The sequence below is a fragment of the Aeoliella straminimaris genome (assembly GCF_024054565.1).
In the GTDB taxonomy this organism is placed as follows: Bacteria; Planctomycetota; Planctomycetia; order Pirellulales; family Lacipirellulaceae; genus Aeoliella; species Aeoliella straminimaris.
Map to the genome: position 1 here is coordinate 183,932 of NZ_JAMXLR010000061.1, position 21,477 is coordinate 205,408.

The following is a 21,477-nucleotide window of genomic DNA, read 5'->3' on the forward strand; positions in this document are numbered from 1 at the left end:
GAGTTAGCTTTTCGTGAGCTTCAGCAGTGCATCGACCACCGCGGCAATGCCCTCCTGCCCACCGTGGCCAACCTCCCCGAGCACAGGAACACGCAAGTGCTTACGCAACTCGCCCGAGTTGGATGTCAGACTTTCGTCGCTTGCTAACTCTGAACCTTGATTCAGCACCACGCCTGCTACTTCCAGCCCATCAGCGAACACGCTGGCAGTGATCACAGTTTGGAGCGTGTCGTTGATCACGCCCAGGCGGTTGGCGGCCACCACCACCAGTGGCAGGCCCAGATCGACCGCCAGGTCGGCGTTGTAGTCGTCGTCCGTGATGGGCGACATCAGTCCTCCCGCGCCCTCGACCAGCACCAGGTCGCACGCCGAAAGCCAGGGATCGATGCCGATGCGGAGCAGGTTGGCGTCGACTTCGCGACCCTCCATCCGCGCCGCCACGTTCGGCGCCACGGCCGCACGAAAGCGTTGCGGACAGACTTCGCGGAGCGTCAGCGGACATCCCGCAGCTTGCCACAGTTGCAGGGCATCTTCGGCCACCAACTCGTCCGGCTCCAGTCCCCAGTCATCTCCCAGCTTATCACCAGCCGCTTTGCGCTCGGCGACGGTTTGGCAATCGCTGGCTACCGGTTTGTAGACGCCAACACGGACACCGCGGGAATGCATCTCGGCCGCTACCAACGACGCCACGTACGTTTTGCCAACTTCGGTACCGGTACCGGTAATAAAGAAACCACGCATAGATGGATTATTGATTTATGAGTTCTGCTGAATGGGGTACAACGCCCATCATAGGTCAGCCATCCCGAATCATAAATCCCACTACAGTCCCAGGAACTCTTCGGCCAGTTCCTGCAGCGGAGCACGGTCGAATGCCATGCCGGTCCATCGCTCGAGTGCCAGCGCCGTTTCGCTGGCAAACAGTTGCACACCATCGATGATGGTCGCCCCCTGTTGGTTGGCAAACTTCAGCAGTCCCGTGCGCGAACCACGCAGTCGCGTGTCGACCACTGTCAGTTTCTGTTCGGCAGCCGACGTGTCGATCACAGGGCGCGACTCCTGGTCGTCGCCATCGGGTGCAAAGACCACGATACTCACGCCCGCGGGGGTGCGGACCGTGTTGTCGTTGATTGACACCGGCGAGATGTTCTGGGAGGTTGCTTCGGTAAGTTGCTCCACAAGTTCCGCAAGCTGACCTTCGTCGCTATCAGCCAGGTGTACCGCCGTGGCACCCGCGTCGCACGCGCCGGCCGCAATGGCTCGGGCGATGCTGCCGCAGCCGATGACCATCACCGACTTTTCGGCTACCTTGTCCGTGCCCCCCAGCGCATCGGCCAGGGCGGCGCCGAAAGTATTGTCGCCCACCAGTTTGCCCTGCTCGCGAACCAGGCAATCGACCGATCCTGCAGCAGCTGCGCGGGGCGTCAGCACTTCCAGGTATTCGACCGCGGCGGTGCGGAACTCGGGCGCCACCAGCACTCCGCGAAAGCCCAGCACATCGAGCCCCTCGAGTGCCTTCTCCAAATGGGCATCGTCCACTTCGAACGACAAGAACCGCCAATCGAGTTCCGCTTGCGTTAAGGCTTGTTCCACCACGTAATGCGTGGGGTTGCCAGCGGCGCTAGCGGCAAGGAACGCGCATCGTTCGAGCAGAGTTTCAGACACGGAGTTGCACGGTGGTGTTGGACTAGTGAGGCAAAATCCGGCGAGCTACACTTCCCCGGACCGACGCCACCGCTACGAATGTTCTCGTGCGGAACTCCGGTACGCCCCAACGGCGAATTGACTTACACTATTTTGACCATCCGGTCGCTTCGCCGCAACGCCGATGGGACATTTCGGCCAACCACAAGCTCCAGAACATCCCCGTGACTGATCCCGCTGCCACCACCGACGACGACGGCCGCACCTCGGCGAGCCGCCTTGGGCCATTCTCGCTGGCGGTGGTTGCGGCGATCGTGCTGACGGACGTGATCGCCCTGTTGCCGTGGAACAGGACGTTGGACGAAACTCGTGTCGCCGTCTTTCTGGGATTCATGATTGGACAGGCAGGGGCCCTGCCCTTGTGGACTTTTGCGGCGGGGATCAGGTATCGCCTCCTGATGGCAGTTGGTTCGTTAGCGGGTGCTTCACTAATAGCTGTACTTTTCGCCTACTGGGTTGAAATCCCAGACCTAGATGATTTGGCAATCCTTGTGCTGATGTTCCTTGTCTATGCGTTGGCCATCTTGCTTTCCATGTTGCTGATTCACTCGCTCCGCAGCCGGACAGATCTCTCGACCTGGCAACCTCGTTTCGTGGTTCGCCAGTTGCTGGGCGTCATGATCGTCACTGCGCTGATCGCTGCCACCGTGCGACTGGCTTTGCCGGCGATTGACGCCTTCGGCGACATCGGAAACCTGGCGCCGCTTTTTGGATGGTCGGTCACAGCAATCACCGCTGGCGTGCTACTGCTGAATCATCCGCCGAGTCTCTGGCGGTTGGGCGCCTTCGCAGGAATTGGCCTGGCGATTGGTTATCTTTGCACTCGTCTTACCAGCTGGGATGAAGGACTCTACGCAAACGTCGTCCAGATGACGACGCTCGCAGTCTGCCTGGTGGTACCGCAATTCGATCGCTACGTGTTGCGAGTGGCGCTCGAGCCTCGTGAAAGATCAGACCCCGAGCAGCACCTTGACGAAAACGCGTAGCATCACGATCGCCGGCGGGGCCTTCACCATGGCGGCTATCGCCCTGGTGGTGCTGGCCGACTTGTTTGTGCCGCTTGTCATCTCGCGTGCTACAAGAGAGTCCGTTCTGATTGGACTGAGCTTCGGGCAGATGGGAGTCGCCGTGCTGTGGGCAAGTTCTGCAGCGGTCCTTTCGTGGAGGAGAATCGCCGTTTGCTACCTGGTTGCCGTCGTCACCGCTCTGCACTTCGTCTTCTATGAAGGTCGCGGCATTCAAGTGGATGCCGCAGCGATGATTGTGACGATTTGGATATCACTTCCGACCCTCGTTTTGGGGGTGAATTTCGCCTTGCGATGGATCCGCCAATATCGGAATCGTTACACCGAAAAGGGGGAACAGCCTCCCAGGTTTGGTGTCCGACATCTTTTGATGGCCAGCACCGCGATTGCGGTGGTTTCATTGATTGTTCGTTTCGCTTTGCCGGAATTGGGCTCGGCGAATGTCGATACCATCGTCGTGTGGGTACTGCAAAGCACGGCCATAACACTGGTCGCAGTCGAAGTCTCTCGCAGTAAGATGAAAGTACTCTGGCAAGTCGGCCTGTTGGCAATTGCCTGCATGGCAGGCAGCTTCTGGCTCTCCAACAGCATCGAGTGGGAAGACGCTTGGCTGGCCAACGTAATTCAGACGCTGGTGCTGGCGATTGCTTTGCTGGCACCGCGCCTCGATCGCTACACGATGCGAATCACGCTCGAGCCACGCGAAAGGGAAACTCCTGTCGAGCCCGAAACCGCCGAGGATCTAACGGAGTAAACTTCGCTCCACACCGATGCGGCGTGCCTTGATCCGCACGTACGGGGCGATGTACTGGGCGCGGTGGGCGAACGTGCCATGCTCCGCATCGGCCTTCGCATGCATCGGTTCAAGCAGGCCTTCGACCACGAACCCGGCCTGGCACAAACCGCCGATCAACTGCTCCCACCGGTGGAGGTATTCGGTAGCTCCTTGCTCCCTCAGCCGCGATGGTTCGTCCGGCGGCAGCGGTTTGTCCCGATAGTATGTTTCTTCGAGCACGTACCCCCCGGCCTGCGGCTTCGCCCTGCACTGCAGGCTCGCTGGCGACTTGTGCTGGCTGACGTACAGCCCGTCGCCGCGGACAACGCGGGCCACCTGCTGGTACACGGCCAGAACATCGGGCACGTAGCAGGTGCTCACGGGCTGAATCACCAGGTCGAACTCGCCGGTACCGAACATCGACAGGTCGGTCATCGAGCCTTCTACGATACGAACCTGCAGGCGTCGCTCGCGGGCCACTTCGGCGTCTTGCGCCAGCATCGCGCGGCTGATGTCCAGCACGGTGACTTCCGCGCCGGCCGCCGCATAGAGCGCACTCTGCCTTCCACCTCCCGCGGCCAGGCACAGCACCCGCCAGCCGCGGATCGATGGGCCCAGCCAGCCTGCCGGATCGATGGTCCTGAGCGGATTGGCAAAGTCGGTATCGCTAGCAGGACGCGCGAGCGGCGCACCGTCCCTAGCCAGATTGTCCCACGCCCGCGCGTTTTGCGAATGGAAAGAACTCACTCCGGACCCTACAAGAACGAAGTCTGAACAGCCGGACCACCGTGCGGCTCGTGCTCGCGAGACTCCGTTATACCATCTGCAACCGTTGCAGTTGGTGCAGAATCCGAATCGGACTGGCGATAGGGGCAGTGGCGGCATCCGCTGCCGCAGCACTTGCCCCGTCGCAAGAGATAGCCGGCCGTGAACACAACGCGTCCCTGCTCGATGTAGTAGTCGCGCGAATCGTCCTGTGTGTTCGGCCGCTGCATGGCGTTAGCTCCGTCGTCGACACCAGGCCAAGGTAGCGATGCCCGCCAGTGCAAGCACCATGCTGGCTGGTTCGGGAACATTCAGCGCGCCGACCGCGTCGAGATCCAGCCCGCCGCTGCCGGTCGTCAGCCAGGTGTCGAGAATCGGGTTGCCCAGCGAATCGAGGAAGGCGCCGTTGCCCGGAATATCGACCAGTCGCACGAATTGAATGGCCGACAAATCTACCGCGCCGCTAACGACCTCGGGCTGGGTAATCAGTTCCGCCAGGTCGAATGGCGTGCCGATACCGGCGGGATGCACGCCCGCCAGGTTGTGGATGTTGGTGGTGTCGACACCGGCAAAATTGCGACCAAAAGGTACGGCAATTTCGTCTGTGTCCAACTCGCCGTTGTCGTCCGGTTCGATGTTCAGCGAGACCGAAGGAAAGCGTGCGAAGTCCGTTCCGTTGCTCGAAACCTCGACGTACGCCAGTTCGCCAAAGATGTACGGTGCCGTGAAGTACTCGGCCGCGTTCTCAAACACCGCCAAATCAGGGCCGGCCTTGTCGACAATCGGCAGCGCAAATTGCAGCGTGATGGAGCCAGGCTGAACGCCAGTATCAATCTGCCCTGCATCCAGGTCGCCCAGCGACACGATGCCGCTGCCGTTGGCACCCAGCGCCACGGTGGGGTCGGCATACGCCGCATCAACACCTGGTGCCGGTGAGTAGTCGACTACGGTCGACGCCCATGCCTTGACCTGCGACGGCTGAACCTGGTTGGCGACGTCAGTAAATGCGGGATAAGGTCCGGCGATGCCAGTCGCCGCCGTGACGCATGTACCCACCAGCGCCAACAGGGCGCTGCTCGCGATGTTTGTCCTCTTCATTAGTGCATTCCTCAATTGCGAGTTCGCTTGAGACAAATTCCCAAGCCTAAACCTAAGATACAAATCCACATTGCTTTGCTCGGCGGCTCTGGCACAGCCAACTGAATCGCTGTCGCCAAGCCACCTTCGCCAAAGTGATTCTTCCAAATGCCGTAGTCGCCGACGCCTACCGTTCCGCTACCGTCGCCATCGGCCCCGGACCCTGCGGGTACGCTGGTCCCCAGATGGTTTCGCCATACGGCATAGTCCGCCAGGTTCACCAGGCCATCGCCGTTGTAGTCGCCTGCCTGCGACTGCCCTAATACCAAGTTGTCGATGGCGACATACGCGGGCGTATTCATGCCGAACTGGGGATGGATGTCTGACGAGTCGAGACGGAATTCGAGCCGCGCCACGCCGTCTTGCGCCAGCGGCGAAAGGTCGACACTGGTCCAGTCCTGGACGATGTAATCCTGCGAGTTATCGGCAGATCGAAAGTCAGCCAGGTAGAATTCCACCTCGCCAAGTAAGACATCCGCGTCACTCCACCCTTCGATGCGGAGTTGAAACCAGTCGGCCTCATTGCCCGAGATGCCGCCAAATTTCTTGGCAAACGAATCGCCGTCGCGCATCGAGAGCGCGGCGTAGGTGGTGTTGGTCACTTCGATCGACAGAGGGTGAGCCCCCGCGGGCAACGAAATGGCGGGAATCGCTCCGCCGTTGCCCGCATCGTAGCCACTGTAAGCCACGGCGAACTGACTCGAGCCGTCCGCCCCACTGCCAGCGAACGCGCTGTACTGGTTCATCGGCCCGGCGGTGGTTGTATCGACCGCCCGTGAATAGGCAAACCCTTCCCAACAGCAGTCGGCGGTGAAGGCCTCGTAGTTGTTGCTGAACAGAGCCCCTTGGCTCTCGAACGAACCATCCAAGTTCCGCCCATCTTCGTATTCGGTACCTGCCAGCGACAACTCTTCGAAGTCGACAACCGTCGCTGCTCCAGCACTAGTAACCGTACCGCCGAAGGCGAGCAGTAGTAGTCCAACGTGGTAGGTCCAGTCGCGCCTAGTCATTCGAGACCTCGTTTCCGGCTCGAGTGCAAAGCGCCGCCAGCACTTCCAAGGGCAAGTCGTCGGACAGAAAGTGAACGCTGCCGTCGGCGAATGCGGCTTGGGCACCGCCCGGGTGATCGCTGCGGATATCGTTTTCGAACGCCGGCGCGGCATTTACGGCAAACGCCTGGTCAAACAGGTTGCGACCGTTAATCCACTGGCCATCTTCGAATGCGGTATCTTCGGCCACGACAATGGTGCTGGACGCGCCATCGGTGATTTCGCGAAACGAGATCGCCCGATCGATGAGCATGGCACCTTTGGCGGGGCTGTTAGGCGAAGTGATTCGCTCGCCGTACATGCCGCCGAAGTGGGCCGGTCCCCGGCCGGACGACAATTCGGCACCGCGGGGAGTGCTCGGGCAGAGGTACGCCGGCAGAATCGTGGCGGCCGCTTCGGCGTTCACAGGGTGATCGAACGGCAACTCGAGGTCCAGCGAATCGTACAGCGACTGCTGTTCGAGTTGGGGCAGCAAGAACGCGGACCAGGCCAGCTGACGCTCCTCGGTACCGCGCCACGGTCGCCACTCGGTGCAGCCCACCGGCAGTGCTCCATGGACGTCGTGATACGCTTGCAGCGCGATACCAACCTGATGCAGCCGGTTCTTGCACGTCGCGCGGCGAGCCGATTCGCGCGCCGCCTGCACCGCTGGCAACAGCAGCGCAACGAGCGCACCGATGATGGCAATCACCACCAATAGCTCAACCAGAGTGAATCCAATGCGTCGCGGCATCGTAGCCAGGCAAACGAACTGCGCGCGGGTGCCGACGCAATAAACGTCCGGCCAACGAAGCACGAGTCGGATGCGTATCCTGTATGAATGTTGACGCAGCGACTGTCCCTCGCAGTCGGTCCGCATGCCACGCGTTGGTAGGTCTTCTGACTCCCGAGTGTCGCCGGTTCGGCCTTCTCACCCACACGTCGGCGGGCAATGGCATTAGAGTCGAACCGCGAGTTGGCTCTCGGTCACAGCGGCGGGGCCGTCCCGGAATTTCACCGGAGTTCCCTGTTGTGTCGGCCGACAAGAACGATTGCGCGGCCAACCACCAACACACGAGCAGCCAGTCTAGGCCGGTAGGCGGTGGGTGTCAACCAGCGGGAAGATGCGAGCGTCCGGCCGCTAACGAGAGACCAAATCGCTGGCCTGGCCCACTTCGAACCCGGCGCTCTCGACCAGTTCGCGGACACGTTGGTCCGATATGTCGCCCACCACTACTGCTTGCGGGGGGTCGAGTGTCACGCGGGCCGAGCGAACTTCTGGGTCGCGTTTTAAGTTCGCTTCCACTTTGCCAACGCAGCCCTGGCAGGTCATGCCGGTGATCGGCACGGTGGTAGCGGGGAGGTTGCCGGCTGTGTCGAGTGGCTTGCGGCTGGCGAGCTTACGCATCAGGTCACTTATCGCAAACCAGGCGATCAGAGCCAGCAATGCCACGGCGCTGGCCACGCCCCACCAGGTGATGGGATGCTCGTGCACATGCTGGCTGACGCCACTGGCGCTCAACACGCGATCGAAGAACATGCCAGCCGCCATGCTGCCAATGATGATCGTCGAGAGGTACACGACCAGGGCGCGGCCGCCAATGGTCTTTCGCACCGCACCGATGGTCGCTGCGTTGGTTGCAGGGCCGGCCATCAGAAACACCAGGGCCGCTCCCGCAGGCAGGCCACCAGCCACCAGCGCCGCGGCAATGGGAACCGAGGCGGTCGCGCAGACGTAAAGCGGCAGCGACACGGCCAGCGCTGCTGCCATGGCCGCCATTCCGCCGTAGGCAGCGAGGCCCGTAAGCATCGAATCGGGCACCAGCGTCGTAATGGCAGCCGAGAGCAGTACTCCGATCACCAGCCAGCCCCAAATGGAATGTAGTATTTCGAGGGTGTGGTCGACCAGATCGCGCCACGAACGCCGACCTGCGTGGCTGGCGGAATTCGGTCGGATGGTCGGCAATTCGTTGGCTGTTGGCTGCACCGCATCGGTTACAAAACCGCCAATCAGGCCGGTTACCAGCGCCGCCACGACCTTGAACAGCGCAAATGGCCACCCCAGCATCGCGGCGCTGACCAAAATCGAGTCGACGCCGGTTTGCGGTGTGGAAATCAAGAAGCCCACGGTCGCGCCGCGACTGGCCTGCTGCTCGCGCAAGCTGATAGCCACAGGGATCACGCCGCACGAGCACAGCGGCAGCGGCACCCCCAGCGCGACGGCCTTGGCCACGCTCCCCTTCCCCCGCAGTTGCCGTCGCACGAAGTCGCGTGGCAACAACACATGCATCACTCCGGCCACCGCGGCGCCCAACAGCAGCCACGGGGCGAGCTCTACGGTGGTATGCCAGGCGGAAAGGAGGAAAGATTGCATGAGTTTTCAAGGAGCCAAGAGTTGCCAAGTAGCTGAAGACGTACCCGTAATTGTAGGCCTGCAGCGTGCCCGTGGCGATGGCGGCGTCCTGCGCGGCGATGGCGACTCACACCTCGGCCACTTGGGACTCAGCAAACGGCGGTTCCGTTGCCAATTCCTTGCGGAACACCGGCACTTCGAACGTGAAGTCGAGATTCGGGCCAGACAGTTTGGCAGCGACCTTCAGTTTCCACTTCACCGGACGGTCGGCGTGCGGATCGCTTGGCTCGACGTCTGGGGGAATAGCGAACTGCACGGGGATGGCGGTTTGCGAGAAATCGTTTTCATCGAGCGTTCGTTCGATGACTTGTTCGTCCTTCCACAGCACGTTGGTGCGGGTCTGCTTACCTGCACGCACGGTCTGGGTGCACTCGAGCTTCACCTGGAAGCCATCGTCCGCTCGCACATAGGCGGGAATCAGCACCACGCCGGCTAGCTGCCCGCCGATCTCGCCGGGCACGCGCGCCATGCGAAACGTGGCGGATGGAAAGCGCTGCCAGCGAAAGTACGTCATGCAGGCCAGATACAAGAGCCCCAGTCCCGCCAGGATGAACAGCGCCAGCACACCGAGGGCCAGGGGTGTCGCGTTCTTGTCGACCACCAGCATCGCCACAGCGGCTGCTCCCGCGAGCGAGTTCCAGATGATGGCCAGCACCAGAGTCGCCCAGAAGCCGCCGCTACTGCCGACGGTGATCTCGCCCTCACGCCAATCGTCGCGCCATCGCCACGGTTTGTCGGGCTGCTGCTGGGCCATGGCCGATGCGCTTTTGAGTTGCTTGCTGGCAATCGCCACGCCGACCAATCCGCCGATGCCGATCAAGCCAAAGATGAATCCAAACATCGCCTTTAGAGCGAGCATCTCAGGGCGCAGATCGCGCAGTAGCACGGCCTCGCCGGGGCGGGCCGGATTGACGTAAGCCGCGACGCTTTGCTCGGCGTCCATCGCCTGCTTGAGTCGCCGGTAGTTGCGAGTTTGATAGGTGCCCAGGTTGTCGCCCATCTGATGGAGTGCCACGCGGTCGCTGGTGTATTGCTGCCCCGCGTAGGTGTACTGGTACTCGGCGCGGATCCGCTCGGTGTCGTCGCCTCGCTGCAATTTGAGCGAAAGCAGCCGTGCGGGAGTCTCCTCCCAGTGCTGCATCCGCTGCCAATCGACCAGCGACCACAAGGTGAGCCCAATCATCGCCGCGCCGAACGCCGCGAACGGCATCAGAAACAGCACGGCACAGCCGGTGCCTTGGCTCGAGGGGCGTTGGGTACGGTTGGTCATGACGTTTGGGAGGAAAGGACCGGGCGCAGGGGTCTTTCGAAGCATAGCTCACGGAAAGAGGCTCGATTTCACGCCCGTTTTCAGCGTTTTAGAAGTTCTCTAGCCATACAATCCCACGCTGTAGACGGAGAAATCGTGGTTGTAGTGGACCTCAATCTCGTGGCCCTGGAACAGATCGGACTTCCCAGTGCCGTACCAGGCGTAGGGACGATCTTCGCGATACAACCAAGTCAGGTTCGTTAACTGGAGCTTGCCAACAAACCTCTCTCTTGTATACGGCGGTCCAACTTCTCGCCAAACATCGTTAAACGTCTCGAGCAGCTCCTCCGCGATTGCCTCGCGGCTGGCAGTATCAATCTCCTCCAATCGACCTACAAAATTGCGAGCGTGCTCAACCAACTGCTCATCTGGCTGGCCTGCCATTGGGGCGATATTTAGTTCGCACATTGGCAGTTTGCTCCACGGCAAGCGGAAGCGTTTGGCAACCGGCACTGCAACGGTGGTTTGCCAAACCTCTCCTTCAGGCGAGTAACGAAATGTTCCAATACCGGGAACCTCTACCGGTGATTATTTACCAAAGTCGAGAAACGGTGATTCATCGACCGCCGCGCGTATCAGTCGTTGGGCAGCAGCCACGATGTCGGCGAGATCTTGTGATTTGTCTTCGGTACCCAGTGGAGTGGTGATCTCGATATCAACGCAGGAAGTATCGGGGTTCCATTGCAACAATGCACGGCAATCGCATTCACACTGCAACTTGGACTCCAACTCGCCAAAGCTGGGTGCGTCACCATCGGGGATAATGGTCCCGAGGTGAGAAGAGGTATGCACTCCATCGGATGATTTGGAAACACTAATCAAGATTGCCCCCTGTGCTCACCGGCACGATTTCAAACTCAATTCCCTCCTCGACGCGATCAAGGAACGTCGCTGCGTGCTGGCGAAGCGAGAGTTCTTCCAACTGCTTGAAGTGGCTGAAGGTCCAGCGGCCGCCGATCTTCGGTGGACCTTCTTTAGGATAGGGACCCGCAATACCTACGCATGTTTTGCCTTCGCTGAATTCGGAATGAGAGAAGGTAAACAAGTAGTAGTGATTCGTCTCACCCTCGACCTCGACTTCGACGATCGCCTGTAGTTCCAACATCTCGGGCACCGCGTCCCACTCGAAGGGATGTCGAATCCACATCACCATTTCGGCCTCTGCAAGTAGCCGCTGTGTACGGTACGACTCGGGAAAGTGCTCTAGCAGGCCGCACTCCTCAAGCAATTGCCAAAGCGTGGCCCGCCGGGCTGGCGTCTCCGCGATTTCGTTCAGCAGTTGGGAGGAAACTTGCATCTCCTGCTTCAACGCGGCGGCGACTGCAAATATCTTCATCCGCAAATCAGACGCGGCGAGAACCCGATTCAAGAGTGGTTCCGCTTCTGGGAACTTGGTGTGGCGAAAGACATCGAGAACCCATTCGAGATTCTGCTCGGCGGTAAAGGCCTCATCGAACTCTTCAGCAGTCGGCTCAACTAAACCTAGTTCCTTACACCGGGCATCGTATTCCAAACTCGCGTTCAGCGATCTTTCCGCCTCATCGTTGAGCTTTGCCATCGTATCCGGGTAGTTCGACAAGTCGAGCAGGCCCTCCTGGCTGTACTTGACGATCAGGTCGCAGATGCTCGGCAGGTCGTTGCTGTGACCGATGAGATCGAAAACCGCAGGAAAGATATACGGTGCGCGCTCCGCCGCATCGTCACGCCAGTTGGAACCGGCCTTCAGCGGGACCATCGGCACATGAAGTTCTACACCCTTACTCTCGGGAAGCTTGAGTAGTTTCCAGAAGCTCTCCAGGGCCTTCGCAGTGCCAATGTCGGCGAGCAATCGGAGCGCCCGACTCTGGATATTGTCGTTAGCCGAGAGCTTTGCGTAGTTCTGTTCGATGAAGGGGATACGATCCTCCTGCTCATCCCTTCCCGCTGCGTCCAGCAATTGGTACCCAATAGTGTCTGATCCACTGTAGATCTTCGCTGCGAATGGCTCAGTCGCCGCTTCGATCAGCAATCGCGCGGTGCCGAAGTCCATATCTCCATAAATAGGACTCAGGGTCTTCTCAAGGGCTTCCCAGCCTCTGACCTTGCCCGACCGCAAACGATCGAGCACACGCCGTACCGTCCTGGCGGAGACCTTCTTTCGCTTGAAGTTGAACATGACCGAATGCCCATCGAAGTACTTCAGTGTGTCTGTGCTTGTTACACGGATTCACCCCAGCAGGCTTACATGCACCAGTTCGCCGCCCTCAATCTCGACTTCCGCTTCACGGTCCGAGAACAACCCATCCTCAAACCCATAGCAAAGCCGCTCGCCGTCGTCATCAATACGCACAGAGCTTAAGTAAAGCTGCGAAATAAACTCATCGCGGCCAACTTCTGGGTTGTCGCCCCTCCAGCCTTTGTTGTTGTAGACGTCGAGCAGTTCGTCGCAAATTGCCGTCATGCACAGGGCGTGGATCTCCTTGAAATTGGCAACCAGCGCATGAGCTGCTTGGAGTCTGTCCTTGGGAGGCCGCTTCCCTTCCAGGCCCGATAGGTACCAGGTGCAATTCTGTAGTGGAGCTGCTCCCTCATCGTCATCCGCGTCTCGGCACCACGAATCGATGTCGTCGTCGTAAAACAAGGTACCTAGCGTGCGGTCCTTGTAGTCAGGAGCATCGAGCGGACGTTCCACCTTCACTCCCTTTCGATTCCAGAAGATGAACCACTCGACAGCTCGCATGGCACGATCTGGAATTCTCTCCAGTTCTCGCTCCGTGGCGACGCCCTTGAACTGCAGTCGCAGAGAGAGACGGGTGGCGTCTTCGTTGAATTTCACCTCGGCGGTGATCGGCAACTTGCGTTCCAGCTTCGCTTTCAGTCGCGTAAGCCACTCAGGCCCCACAGCAAATGAACCGTCGTAGCCGAAGAACCAAGTCGCTTCGACCTGCTCCTTCGGACCTCCGCTTTGCTGTCTTTTGGCAATGGATGTGAATTCACCCACGTTTTAGTCCCCCCTGCGGATTGGTCGAACTTCTTGTGCCCGACACGACCTTCTGTCTTACTTACTCCGCCACCCAAACACAAAAAGCCCCCGCCAAACTCTGGCGGGGGCTTCTGGGTCGATCACATGCAAGTCATGTGAGTGTTTACTAATCGAGGAACCCAAGCAGTTCGGCACTGCGGCTGGGTTGCTGCAGTTTGCGGACCGCTTTGGCTTCGATCTGGCGGATACGCTCGCGGGTCACCTTGAAGATGTGGCCCACTTCTTCCAGCGTGTAGCTGTAACCGTCGCCCAGGCCGTAACGGAGCTTGATGATCTCACGCTCACGGTAGCTCAGCGTCTTCAGCACGGCGCTGATGCGGGTGCGAAGCATTTCCTGAGCGGCGCCAATCGCCGGGCTCTCGGCACCACCGTCGGGCAGCAGGTCGCCAAAGTGGCTGTCCTCGCTGTTGCCCACCGGGCGGTCGAGGCTAATCGGGTAGCGGCTCATCGCCAGGACCCGACGGGCTTCTTCCACCGTGCAGTCGGCGGCGCGGGCGGTCTCTTCGAGCGTCGGCTCGCGGCCCAAACGCTGCAGCAGCATCCGCGATACGTTGCGAACGCGGCTCATCGTTTCGACCATGTGCACCGGAATACGAATGGTGCGGCTCTGGTCGGCCACGGCGCGCGTGATCGCCTGGCGAATCCACCACGTGGCGTAGGTACAGAACTTGAAGCCACGGCGGTATTCGAACTTGTCGACCGCACGCATCAAACCGGCGTTACCTTCCTGAATCAAATCGAGGAACGACAGACCGCGGTTGCGATACTTCTTGGCGATCGACACCACCAGACGCAGGTTACCTTCGGACAGGCCTCGCTTGGCGCGTTGGTACTTCGAGTACACCGCCTTCAGGTCCCGCACACGGCGGCGGAGACTGGTGGGCGTTTCCTGCAGCGTGCGAAGGATGTTGCGGTACTCGACGAGCACGGGCTTTCGCTCGCTCATCGGCCGGCGGTCCTTCTTCATCTTGTCGAGCTGCGACTGCAGTTGATCGATCCGCTCGCTGAACTGCTCCAGCGTTTCGATCATGGGCTCGATCCGCTGCGTGCGGAGACCGAGCTCTTCGACCAGAATCACGGCACGGCAACGACGACGGCTCAGGCGTTTCCAGGCGGCGCGACGCTCGGACATCTTGTACGACTTGCTTGTCGCGATGCGGTAGTCGTCGGCGTTCTGCTCCAGCAGCACTTCGAGCGTCCGCAGGTTATGCGGCATGCGGCCCATGATCTGCTCTTTTTCCAGCCGATCGGTCACCGACACCTGCACGGTGCGGTCGAACGGCAGCTCGCCACGATGAACACGGCCCAACACTTTGACGGCGCTGCGAATTACATAGTCGCAAGCCAGCAGCTTGCGGCGGAAGGCGGCCCGAGTGTTCTCGATGCGACGCGCCAGCGAGATTTCCTCTTTTCGCGTCAGCAGGGGGATTTCACCCATCTGGGTCAGGTACATGCGTACCGGATCGTCCGACCATGACTCGTTGTCACCGCCATCCAGCAGGCCATCCTCATCGCTATCGTCGTCATCGTTCATGCCGCCTGCCGTATCGACAGCTACTTCATCTTCGTCGTCGCCCTCCTTGTTTGGACGTAGATGACCAGCCAATTGGCTGACGTCGTCGGTCGACACATCCGAGTCATCTTCGAGCGTGTGATCGAGTAAGGTATCGTACAAAGTTGAGGCTCCTACCTTGATGAACAAACTCGTAACAACCGAGCCAGCTCCCTGGGTGCCAGCTCACGATTGCACAGGGGTTGTTACTGCTATCGAACATCCCTCCGTGTTGCGACAACACGGACGGGTTGTGGTTGCATAAACAGCGCCGTGCGAAACAAACGAAATGCTTGCGACACAGGGCGACACACAATTTTAACACCAAGCACCCGCACCGCTGTTGGCGACGGGCATTTGGAAAGAACTTCTATTAAGGAAAACATTGGCACCTCTACCGCTTAAACCGTCGGTGGGCGAACCAGTGCCGTGCGCGGAGTGCGATCACTCCAACAACACAATGTGGCAATGGAACAGGTTAGTGAAACTGCACAGGCTCTCATATTTCAAATCGAGTCGCTTAACACTCTTCTCCACCGTCTCGCTCGAGGATGTCAAATTCTCAGCGGCCAAAAACTATCAGCAGGTCGTTGAGGCGAATCCAGCAAGTGTGTGGGTGCGTCGCATCTCGAATCAATAATCAACCATCGCCTGGGCAGCAGCGGCGGTGAGTATTCCCCGAATCTCTAATTAATCCGCTCATTCCATCTGCACGAGGCCGGAGGATGATCGCCGTGAGCCGCATTGTGAGAAAGGCTCCACGAGATGTTCCCATCATCCGCCAGCACTACGCTGTGCAAATTGTCGACTCCAATCCGCCTATCGCGCACGAAGGCTTCATCCGTGAAAGCCAATTCCCATCCTCGGGACTTGGCTGGACGGAGTTATAGGCCAGTAGGGTAGGTGGCAGCAGTACCTCTGACCTGGCCTTCTAATTGTAAGCACCCCAACATGCGGGTCCATAGGCAAAAAGCGAAAAACGGGGTACATTGACCCGAATTCGGATTCCCCTGTCCTCACTTGTGCAGGGAAAATCGCGAGTTGACGCACGCCACTGCCCCACTGCTTAGACGTGGCAAACTGCCCCGCTGTTCGGTAGATCGGCTACTTCTGGACCGCTCTTGATGCCCCAACTTGATGGCTGACAAATACTTAGTTCCCTGCGCATGTGGTAAATCAGTTAGTGTCACGGTCCACCAAGCTGGGTCGCAAGTCGCCTGCGAGTGCGGCAACATGGTGGGGGTGCCGCCGCTGCGCAAACTCCGCACGCTGCCACGCGACGAACAAACCGCTGCAGAAAGCACCTCTGCCTGGACTCCTCGCCACTCCATTGCCTTCGGCGGTACCGTGCTCACACTCGTGCTGCTCGCCGTGGCGGGGTGGATGACCGCAACTCAGCCCGAAACACCCGAATTCGGCAAGATCTACGAGCAACAACTCGCGCACTACGCCGATGCCACGCTGGAAAAGTGGAAACCGCTCGATTTCTGGCTGAATTGGCAGATCAATGAGCCCATCCTTGTCGAGAATGGATTCAACGAAATCTCAACACCACAGCAGGTGAACTACCAGCAGCAACTCGACGAACGATTGTTCCATCGCAACGTCGTCTTGGCTGCCGCTGGCGTGGTGGCAGCGCTGACGATGCTGGGCTGTTTGGTGTTGCCCAGGACGGCCGCGAAGTCGTAACGCCCCCCTCGCGTGTGGTGCCCCGACTTTCTTTGCAAGCAGCCGGCAATTTATTGCATTACTTCATTTTGAACGTCATGCAATTATTCGTTATCGGGCGCCTTGGCTCCCAGCACCGATTGCCATTCGCTCGGGGGCACTTTTTCCCAAGTGCCAGCAAGACCTTCGCGACGTGCAAGTAGCACCAGCGGACCGTTCTCGCCAGCGGTGACCAACAACAACCGCCGCCACCAGCCGCTGGCCATCACACGGACCAGGTCGCCTAGTTTGCCCGCGCGGAACTTTCGGTATTTCTTCAACACCGGATAGGTCTCGCGAAGTCCCGCTACCCAAGTGTCCGTCGGTTTCGCCAAAGGCAACTCGCGGCACGCGCGACATACGCCGCCTTCGAGTGCTAGCCGACTGACCGACTGCTGACACGCGCGACAAGTGGCCATCTGGTCTTTCAAAACCCACTCGCCCAACACCGGACACTTGGCCGCTAAGCGAGGGTCGACGTGTTTGCCCGTCACGCTGCAGGTGACGCGTTCCGATTCCAGCACTCGCACGCCCGACTCTTCGCAATTGGCCACGGCCTCGGCGGCCACGATGCGACCATCATCGATAGCAGCCAAATGAAAGGTATCCATTCCGCTGGCCGCGCAGTGAAACGCTGGCGCCGTGAGCGTGCGCGTCCAATCGTGGAACCGCACTCGGGCGCACTGATCGCCGATGTCGAACTGCAGCGCCCCTTCGGCACGCTTCGCGACGATAACTGTGAGCGCTACGAACCGTTCGCCGGCCGTATCGCATTGCCTGGCAAGCGTCTCGACTTGCGGCCGGCTAAGCGGAGAAGATTGAAAGGTTAGCGGGGCGATGTCACTTAGCCCCAACTGCTGCAGGTACGACTCGGATACCGGCTGCATCGTCTGATCGAAGTAGCGATGCTCGACCATTGCCGGATCATCGGCAGCCAGGGTTGTCGCCCGCAGAAACGGCACGTCGATCAAATGACAACCGGCCAGGTGCATTTGACCATTCTCCACCCGGTAGGCACCGAACAAGCGGCTGGAGAATTCGTGCACCGACTCGGGCTGCGAGGTGGGGTGAGCCACCAGCGCGCCCAGTTCCAGCGTGGCCAGGTTCCACAGCCAGTGACTACCGTCGCTGGGCGAGGTCACCTTGCGCGGCGGACTGGCAATCTTCTCGCTCGCCACGGCCACGCGGGTCTGATAGGGACGCGGCCAGGCGGGATGCTCGCGGTGTTCGAAATCCAGCGTCGCTACTCCGTCGGCCAGCGCGCAGCGAACCTCCAGCGCAGTGGCGGCGAATTCCACAAACGCGGCAAGCGCCTCGCGATGCACCACGGCATCCGAGCTACTCGGCTCAACAGCAGTTGGAGTGGATAGTTCGTTCATTCCAGGAATTGTGGTTTCGCCGCGAAGCACAAGGCAATGCATCGCGGCGATTCACTTACTCACCGGTCCCCACCGGGACCCGCTCACCTGTTTTACTTCTTGCGAAGGATATACACCACGTCTTCGGTTTCGGCACCTATCTTAACCGGTCGGTCAATGTTGTAGGCAAAGTCGTATGTCTCCAGCACCTCTAGAGAGGGGACGCTACTCAGCAAATCGGCCATTTGGCGAGCCGTGTAGATTCGAAAATCGGCACAATTTACCAGTCGGAAAGTGCGTGTGGGAGTATAAACGTCAAAACTCATCCTCACCCGCTCGATCCGCTTGCGGCGGTTGTGCTCCACCGTCCACAGACGTGACAAAACCGTCAAATTCCCCCGCCGGGCGTGCCAGCTCTCCTCGTCCATCGGCTCGCCCTTGGTCGGCGTGAGGTGCAGCCCCAGGGCGTACAGCCCACCCTTGCGCAGGGCCGCCGAAATGCATTCCAAGTGCCGTCGGGCGTGATCCTCGCTGGGCAGATGGCGGAACGTATTGATCATGTTGAACGCCGCGTCGAACTTCTTCTTGGTCCCGAAGTCGGCCCCCTTAAAATCAGACAAGGTGAAGTCGCACATGTCGCCCACCATCGCGGTCCGCGGAAAACCATGCTTCTCCAGCCGGTCGTTACAGTACTCCACGGCCGGCTCGGCCAGATCGTTGCCAGCCACTTCGAAGCCGGCCTGTGCCAGCCGGTACATCAGCCGCCCGGTGCCGCACCCCGGCTCCAGCAGCCGCTGGAACTTGCCCGTGCCGTGCTTGGCAAACACGGCCTGCAAGAACGCTAGCTCCGCTCCCCAATCCGACCCGAACACCAGATCATAGTACTTGGGGTAATTGTACAAATCGTCTTGGATGATTTCTTGCATGCGGTGTTCGTCGGGTTCAGGTAGTTTTGTCGCAGTAATGTCGCAGTAATGTCGCAGTCGCACCGAACAACGATTCCCTGCGACTTTACTCGGCGAGTATTGTCGCACCTCGAATAAAAAACCCACTGAAATAACAGGCGAAACCAATCAGGGGGTGCGACTTTACTCGAGGGGTTGTTGCGCTCGGTTCGCCGCAAGTGCGACAAAACCCTTCCAGCGAGCGGCCGCCGTAAGGCGGCTGGTAATGTCTACGGCCGAGGCAATGCTCCACCGTCCACTCACCACGCACCGGTGGCCAAACCGCCATTAGACCAAACCGCGAGTCGAATTCTACCGCGGCTTTTTTACACCCGGGGTTTTGCATCCAGGCGGAGGATGGCGTCAAGCGAGTCTCAGCTCGCGCGGACCGATCGGGTCGGGAGCGGCGACTACGGATCGCCCGCCGAGTGGATGAGCTCGTAGTCGATGTCGAGCGTCGACGACTGGTGCCCGGTGATGATCTCCACAAAGTCGGCTTCGTACTGCTCTCTTGGGGTACGATCTTCGGGCGTGACTTTCAAACGGCCATCCGTTTCTGAATGTCGGTGCACCTTCCGCCTGCCGCTTTCGGTTTGCGCCACATATCTCACGGGAGGCGACGGCAAGCGATAAACCCGCACGTCCTCCCAATACTTGGAGGTTCTCGTCCTGCTGGTGGAACCGGCCGCCCTCAACTCCTGCAACTCCTCCCTGGTGAGATCGCGGGTGTGCCTGTAAATGCAGTACCAATAGTGCTGGTAACGAAAGAAACTGGACGTAGATAGGCGACCCGCCGCGTCGACGCGATGCGCCGAAATGAGTTGACCTTGGTGGGAATGTTCTGGCAACAGCTCGAATAGAGACCCATTGAGCCCCACCACAAGATTCCGTGCCGCTGATTCGAATTCCATTCGCCGATTGTATTCTTTCCGAGCCGGTACGGCCCACAGCAAGAATGCGATCGCGGCCGTAACGGCAAGTAACGTGACAATGCGAAATCGCAGTCGTACGTTTTTCAATGCTGCCTCCTTGGAAGTCCTCTTCGCTCCTCAACGAACAAACACGCCTTCAACGCTCCTCGGCCGGTTTGGTCTGCTGCCGCTGAGCCACGGTCCATACATGCCGCCCCACCACACACCCCACCAGGCCAGCCGCCATCACGCACAACGACTCCACCGCCCCAGCCAGAGACATCAGGGGAACCATGCTCTGCAGTCGCTGTTGGGCAGCTTTGTATTGTTGCTGAGTGCGGTCCCGATACTCCGTACTGGCCGCATTCGCCGATATCACCATCTCCCAGCGAAGCCGTTCGACGCGTTCGGCAGCTTCCGCAATTTCTTCGTTGGTGGCCACCGCTGCAGGAACAAACGGGCGTATTGCATCCGCAATGGGCGAAAGCGTCGCAAAACGCATCATCGCCACGGTGGCAGCCACGGCGTACAACACAAATCCCAACGCCATGGCCTGGCTGCGACCGCGAAAGTAAACCACGGCCAGCACGGCGTACAATACCAACAGCAGATTGCCCACCCACAGAGCCCATCGCCATCCGTAGCCTTGGTGTACGCAAGCAGCGGTGGCAACTGCCAAATAGGTTACGACGACAAGCAGCCACTTAAGAGAGAATTTCACCGCCCCAGCCCCCCTGGCAACTGTAGTTAATCCACCATGCCCGACGAACGTGAATATAGTCGTTGCCGAGTGCGGGTAGCAAATCGGCGCCTCAAGATTCACGACTACCTGGCAAAACTCCAGTCACGTACAAACAGTCGCGCACCGCACAGAACACGAAGATCCAGCACCACATCGCAATGATGTACCAGTGCATGGAAATCGAAGGCCGGAACAAGTAGCTCAGGATGGGCACTGCCACCAAGCCCGCGGCAAAAACCACCCACTCGGCAGGACGTGGGTCGTGCTGTGCTTGCTGCGGGCGTATGCGAACCAGACTGATCAACAGCAACAGGACAATCACAGCCCCAATCAACCAAGGGTTCCGCTCGCCGAGAAAGGCCTGCAGAGCAACCAGCAGCAGGAAGAAAATCGTCGCGTTATGAAAAATCGCCCTCGCGATGTTCAGCCATACGATACGGCGCGAGGGCGGCGGCGACTCCGCGGCGGGTGAGCGATAAGGATTCGGTTCGGACATGATGTTCGCCTGCTACTCAATGCCGCGATTACCCACCGAGTCGACGAAAAAGTTCCGCCTCGGCCTCTTCCCGCGCATCCTTCCACGAGCGTCGCACCTTGTTCGGCTTCACCCACACCTCCATCCGATCGCAGGCCACGATCCAGTCCTTTAGCTCCTCGATCGACATATCGCGAACTTGCATGCCCCGCAGTTGCTGCTGGCTCTTCGTGAGTGGTTCGGCCATGGTAAAGTTCCTCCGTGGAGCTCCTGCCATTCTACCAGAACGATCACACACGATGGCAGCTGGAGAACAGTAAGTGGTAGAACACTAATCTACGCTAATACTCACTAATTCTCTATTAGCGAAGATTAGTGCAAATTAGTGTTCCGACCTTCTTCTCGCGTCTGCGTGCGACTTCTCGACGGGGCAACATCGATCCTTCAGTCGGCGGTGTTGTTGCTTCTCGACCCATTCTACGGGGTACGGTCACCCACGCTAGCGTTGCTGTAGCTGACGGCGGCCGCACAAGTTTTCTGGCGCGGGCGTCGGGTGCTCACCGATCTAGTACAGGACGCACCCTCTACGGCGCCGCGGAACGGAACTAGA

The 21,477-nt window shown here is 59.6% G+C and carries 23 protein-coding genes and 1 riboswitch; of the genes, 3 read left to right on the top strand and 20 right to left on the bottom strand.

The genetic code is table 11. From position 1 onward, the window contains the following. Window positions 1–3: 3 nt before the first annotated feature. A complete protein-coding gene (gene bioD, locus NG895_RS17910; RefSeq protein WP_252853889.1) occupies window positions 4–741 on the bottom strand; it encodes a dethiobiotin synthase in 738 nt (245 codons plus the stop codon). An 81-nt stretch (window positions 742–822) separates the two neighbouring features. Beyond that, window positions 823–1,665, bottom strand: coding sequence for a shikimate dehydrogenase family protein (locus NG895_RS17915; RefSeq protein ID WP_252853890.1), 843 nt, complete (start codon window positions 1,663–1,665; stop codon window positions 823–825). Window positions 1,666–1,868: 203 nt separating this feature from the next. Between NG895_RS17915 and NG895_RS17920 the strand changes: the two genes are divergently transcribed. Both NG895_RS17920 and NG895_RS17925 read left to right on the top strand, forming a co-directional pair. Beyond that, entirely contained in the window at window positions 1,869–2,690 is an 822-nt protein-coding gene (locus NG895_RS17920) for a hypothetical protein (protein ID WP_252853891.1), read from the top strand. Continuing rightward, window positions 2,674–3,483 (top strand): hypothetical protein, encoded by an 810-nt coding sequence (locus NG895_RS17925; RefSeq protein ID WP_252853892.1) that lies wholly within the window; start codon window positions 2,674–2,676, stop codon window positions 3,481–3,483. The genes NG895_RS17920 and NG895_RS17925 overlap by 17 nt, the downstream gene beginning before the upstream one ends. Here NG895_RS17925 and NG895_RS17930 read toward each other — a convergent pair. From NG895_RS17930 to NG895_RS17985, 12 genes are all read right to left on the bottom strand, one after another. Further along, complete coding sequence (locus NG895_RS17930; protein WP_425267239.1) at window positions 3,472–4,251, bottom strand: class I SAM-dependent methyltransferase; 780 nt, start codon at window positions 4,249–4,251, stop codon at window positions 3,472–3,474. The genes NG895_RS17925 and NG895_RS17930 overlap by 12 nt on opposite strands. A gap of 8 nt (window positions 4,252–4,259) precedes the next feature. Further along, window positions 4,260–4,499 (bottom strand): C1orf53 family protein, encoded by a 240-nt coding sequence (locus NG895_RS17935; RefSeq protein ID WP_252853893.1) that lies wholly within the window; start codon window positions 4,497–4,499, stop codon window positions 4,260–4,262. Between the two features lie 4 nt (window positions 4,500–4,503). Next, window positions 4,504–5,367, bottom strand: coding sequence for a PEP-CTERM sorting domain-containing protein (locus NG895_RS17940; RefSeq protein WP_252853894.1), 864 nt, complete (start codon window positions 5,365–5,367; stop codon window positions 4,504–4,506). A gap of 11 nt (window positions 5,368–5,378) precedes the next feature. Beyond that, on the bottom strand, window positions 5,379–6,416 hold the full coding sequence (locus NG895_RS17945; protein ID WP_252853895.1) for a DUF4465 domain-containing protein: 1,038 nt from the start codon (window positions 6,414–6,416) through the stop codon (window positions 5,379–5,381). Beyond that, window positions 6,409–7,188 carry a DUF1559 domain-containing protein gene (locus tag NG895_RS17950; RefSeq protein ID WP_252853896.1) on the bottom strand — a complete coding sequence of 260 codons (780 nt, stop codon included), beginning with the start codon at window positions 7,186–7,188 and terminating at the stop codon, window positions 6,409–6,411. Before NG895_RS17950 ends, NG895_RS17945 begins: the two co-directional genes overlap by 8 nt. 119 nt (window positions 7,189–7,307) lie before the next feature. Continuing rightward, window positions 7,308–7,521, bottom strand: a riboswitch (cobalamin riboswitch). 54 nt (window positions 7,522–7,575) lie between these two features. Beyond that, complete coding sequence (locus NG895_RS17955; RefSeq protein WP_252853897.1) at window positions 7,576–8,808, bottom strand: permease; 1,233 nt, start codon at window positions 8,806–8,808, stop codon at window positions 7,576–7,578. A 106-nt stretch (window positions 8,809–8,914) separates the two neighbouring features. Beyond that, entirely contained in the window at window positions 8,915–10,117 is a 1,203-nt protein-coding gene (locus NG895_RS17960) for a DUF3592 domain-containing protein (RefSeq protein WP_252853898.1), read from the bottom strand. A 99-nt stretch (window positions 10,118–10,216) separates the two neighbouring features. Then, window positions 10,217–10,540 carry a DUF2262 domain-containing protein gene (locus NG895_RS17965; protein WP_252853899.1) on the bottom strand — a complete coding sequence of 108 codons (324 nt, stop codon included), beginning with the start codon at window positions 10,538–10,540 and terminating at the stop codon, window positions 10,217–10,219. A gap of 144 nt (window positions 10,541–10,684) precedes the next feature. Beyond that, window positions 10,685–10,978, bottom strand: coding sequence for a hypothetical protein (locus tag NG895_RS17970; RefSeq protein WP_252853900.1), 294 nt, complete (start codon window positions 10,976–10,978; stop codon window positions 10,685–10,687). Then, entirely contained in the window at window positions 10,971–12,311 is a 1,341-nt protein-coding gene (locus tag NG895_RS17975; RefSeq protein WP_252853901.1) for a hypothetical protein, read from the bottom strand. The genes NG895_RS17970 and NG895_RS17975 overlap by 8 nt, the downstream gene beginning before the upstream one ends. A 51-nt stretch (window positions 12,312–12,362) precedes the next feature. After that, the gene (locus NG895_RS17980; protein WP_252853902.1) at window positions 12,363–13,136 is read right to left on the bottom strand and encodes a DUF2262 domain-containing protein; all 774 of its coding nucleotides are present in this window, start codon (window positions 13,134–13,136) and stop codon (window positions 12,363–12,365) included. 148 nt (window positions 13,137–13,284) lie between these two features. Further along, the gene (locus NG895_RS17985; protein ID WP_252853903.1) at window positions 13,285–14,853 is read right to left on the bottom strand and encodes a sigma-70 family RNA polymerase sigma factor; all 1,569 of its coding nucleotides are present in this window, start codon (window positions 14,851–14,853) and stop codon (window positions 13,285–13,287) included. Window positions 14,854–15,867: 1,014 nt separating this feature from the next. On the opposite strand from NG895_RS17985, the gene NG895_RS17990 reads away from it, so the two are divergent. Continuing rightward, window positions 15,868–16,419 (top strand): hypothetical protein, encoded by a 552-nt coding sequence (locus tag NG895_RS17990; protein WP_252853904.1) that lies wholly within the window; start codon window positions 15,868–15,870, stop codon window positions 16,417–16,419. An 83-nt stretch (window positions 16,420–16,502) separates the two neighbouring features. Here the strand turns inward: NG895_RS17990 and NG895_RS17995 are convergent, their stop codons facing one another. The 6 genes from NG895_RS17995 to NG895_RS18020 form a co-directional block, all read right to left on the bottom strand. Next, the gene (locus NG895_RS17995; RefSeq protein ID WP_252853905.1) at window positions 16,503–17,816 is read right to left on the bottom strand and encodes a hypothetical protein; all 1,314 of its coding nucleotides are present in this window, start codon (window positions 17,814–17,816) and stop codon (window positions 16,503–16,505) included. Between the two features lie 92 nt (window positions 17,817–17,908). Next, a complete protein-coding gene (locus tag NG895_RS18000; RefSeq protein ID WP_252853906.1) occupies window positions 17,909–18,721 on the bottom strand; it encodes an SAM-dependent methyltransferase in 813 nt (270 codons plus the stop codon). Between the two features lie 428 nt (window positions 18,722–19,149). Continuing rightward, on the bottom strand, window positions 19,150–19,758 hold the full coding sequence (locus tag NG895_RS18005; protein ID WP_252853907.1) for a hypothetical protein: 609 nt from the start codon (window positions 19,756–19,758) through the stop codon (window positions 19,150–19,152). A 49-nt stretch (window positions 19,759–19,807) separates the two neighbouring features. After that, entirely contained in the window at window positions 19,808–20,371 is a 564-nt protein-coding gene (locus NG895_RS18010; protein ID WP_252853908.1) for a hypothetical protein, read from the bottom strand. Between the two features lie 91 nt (window positions 20,372–20,462). After that, entirely contained in the window at window positions 20,463–20,888 is a 426-nt protein-coding gene (locus NG895_RS18015) for a hypothetical protein (protein WP_252853909.1), read from the bottom strand. 28 nt (window positions 20,889–20,916) lie between these two features. Further along, window positions 20,917–21,114, bottom strand: a complete 198-nt coding sequence (locus NG895_RS18020) for a hypothetical protein (protein ID WP_252853910.1) — start codon at window positions 21,112–21,114, stop codon at window positions 20,917–20,919. Between the last annotated feature and the right edge of the window lie 363 nt (window positions 21,115–21,477).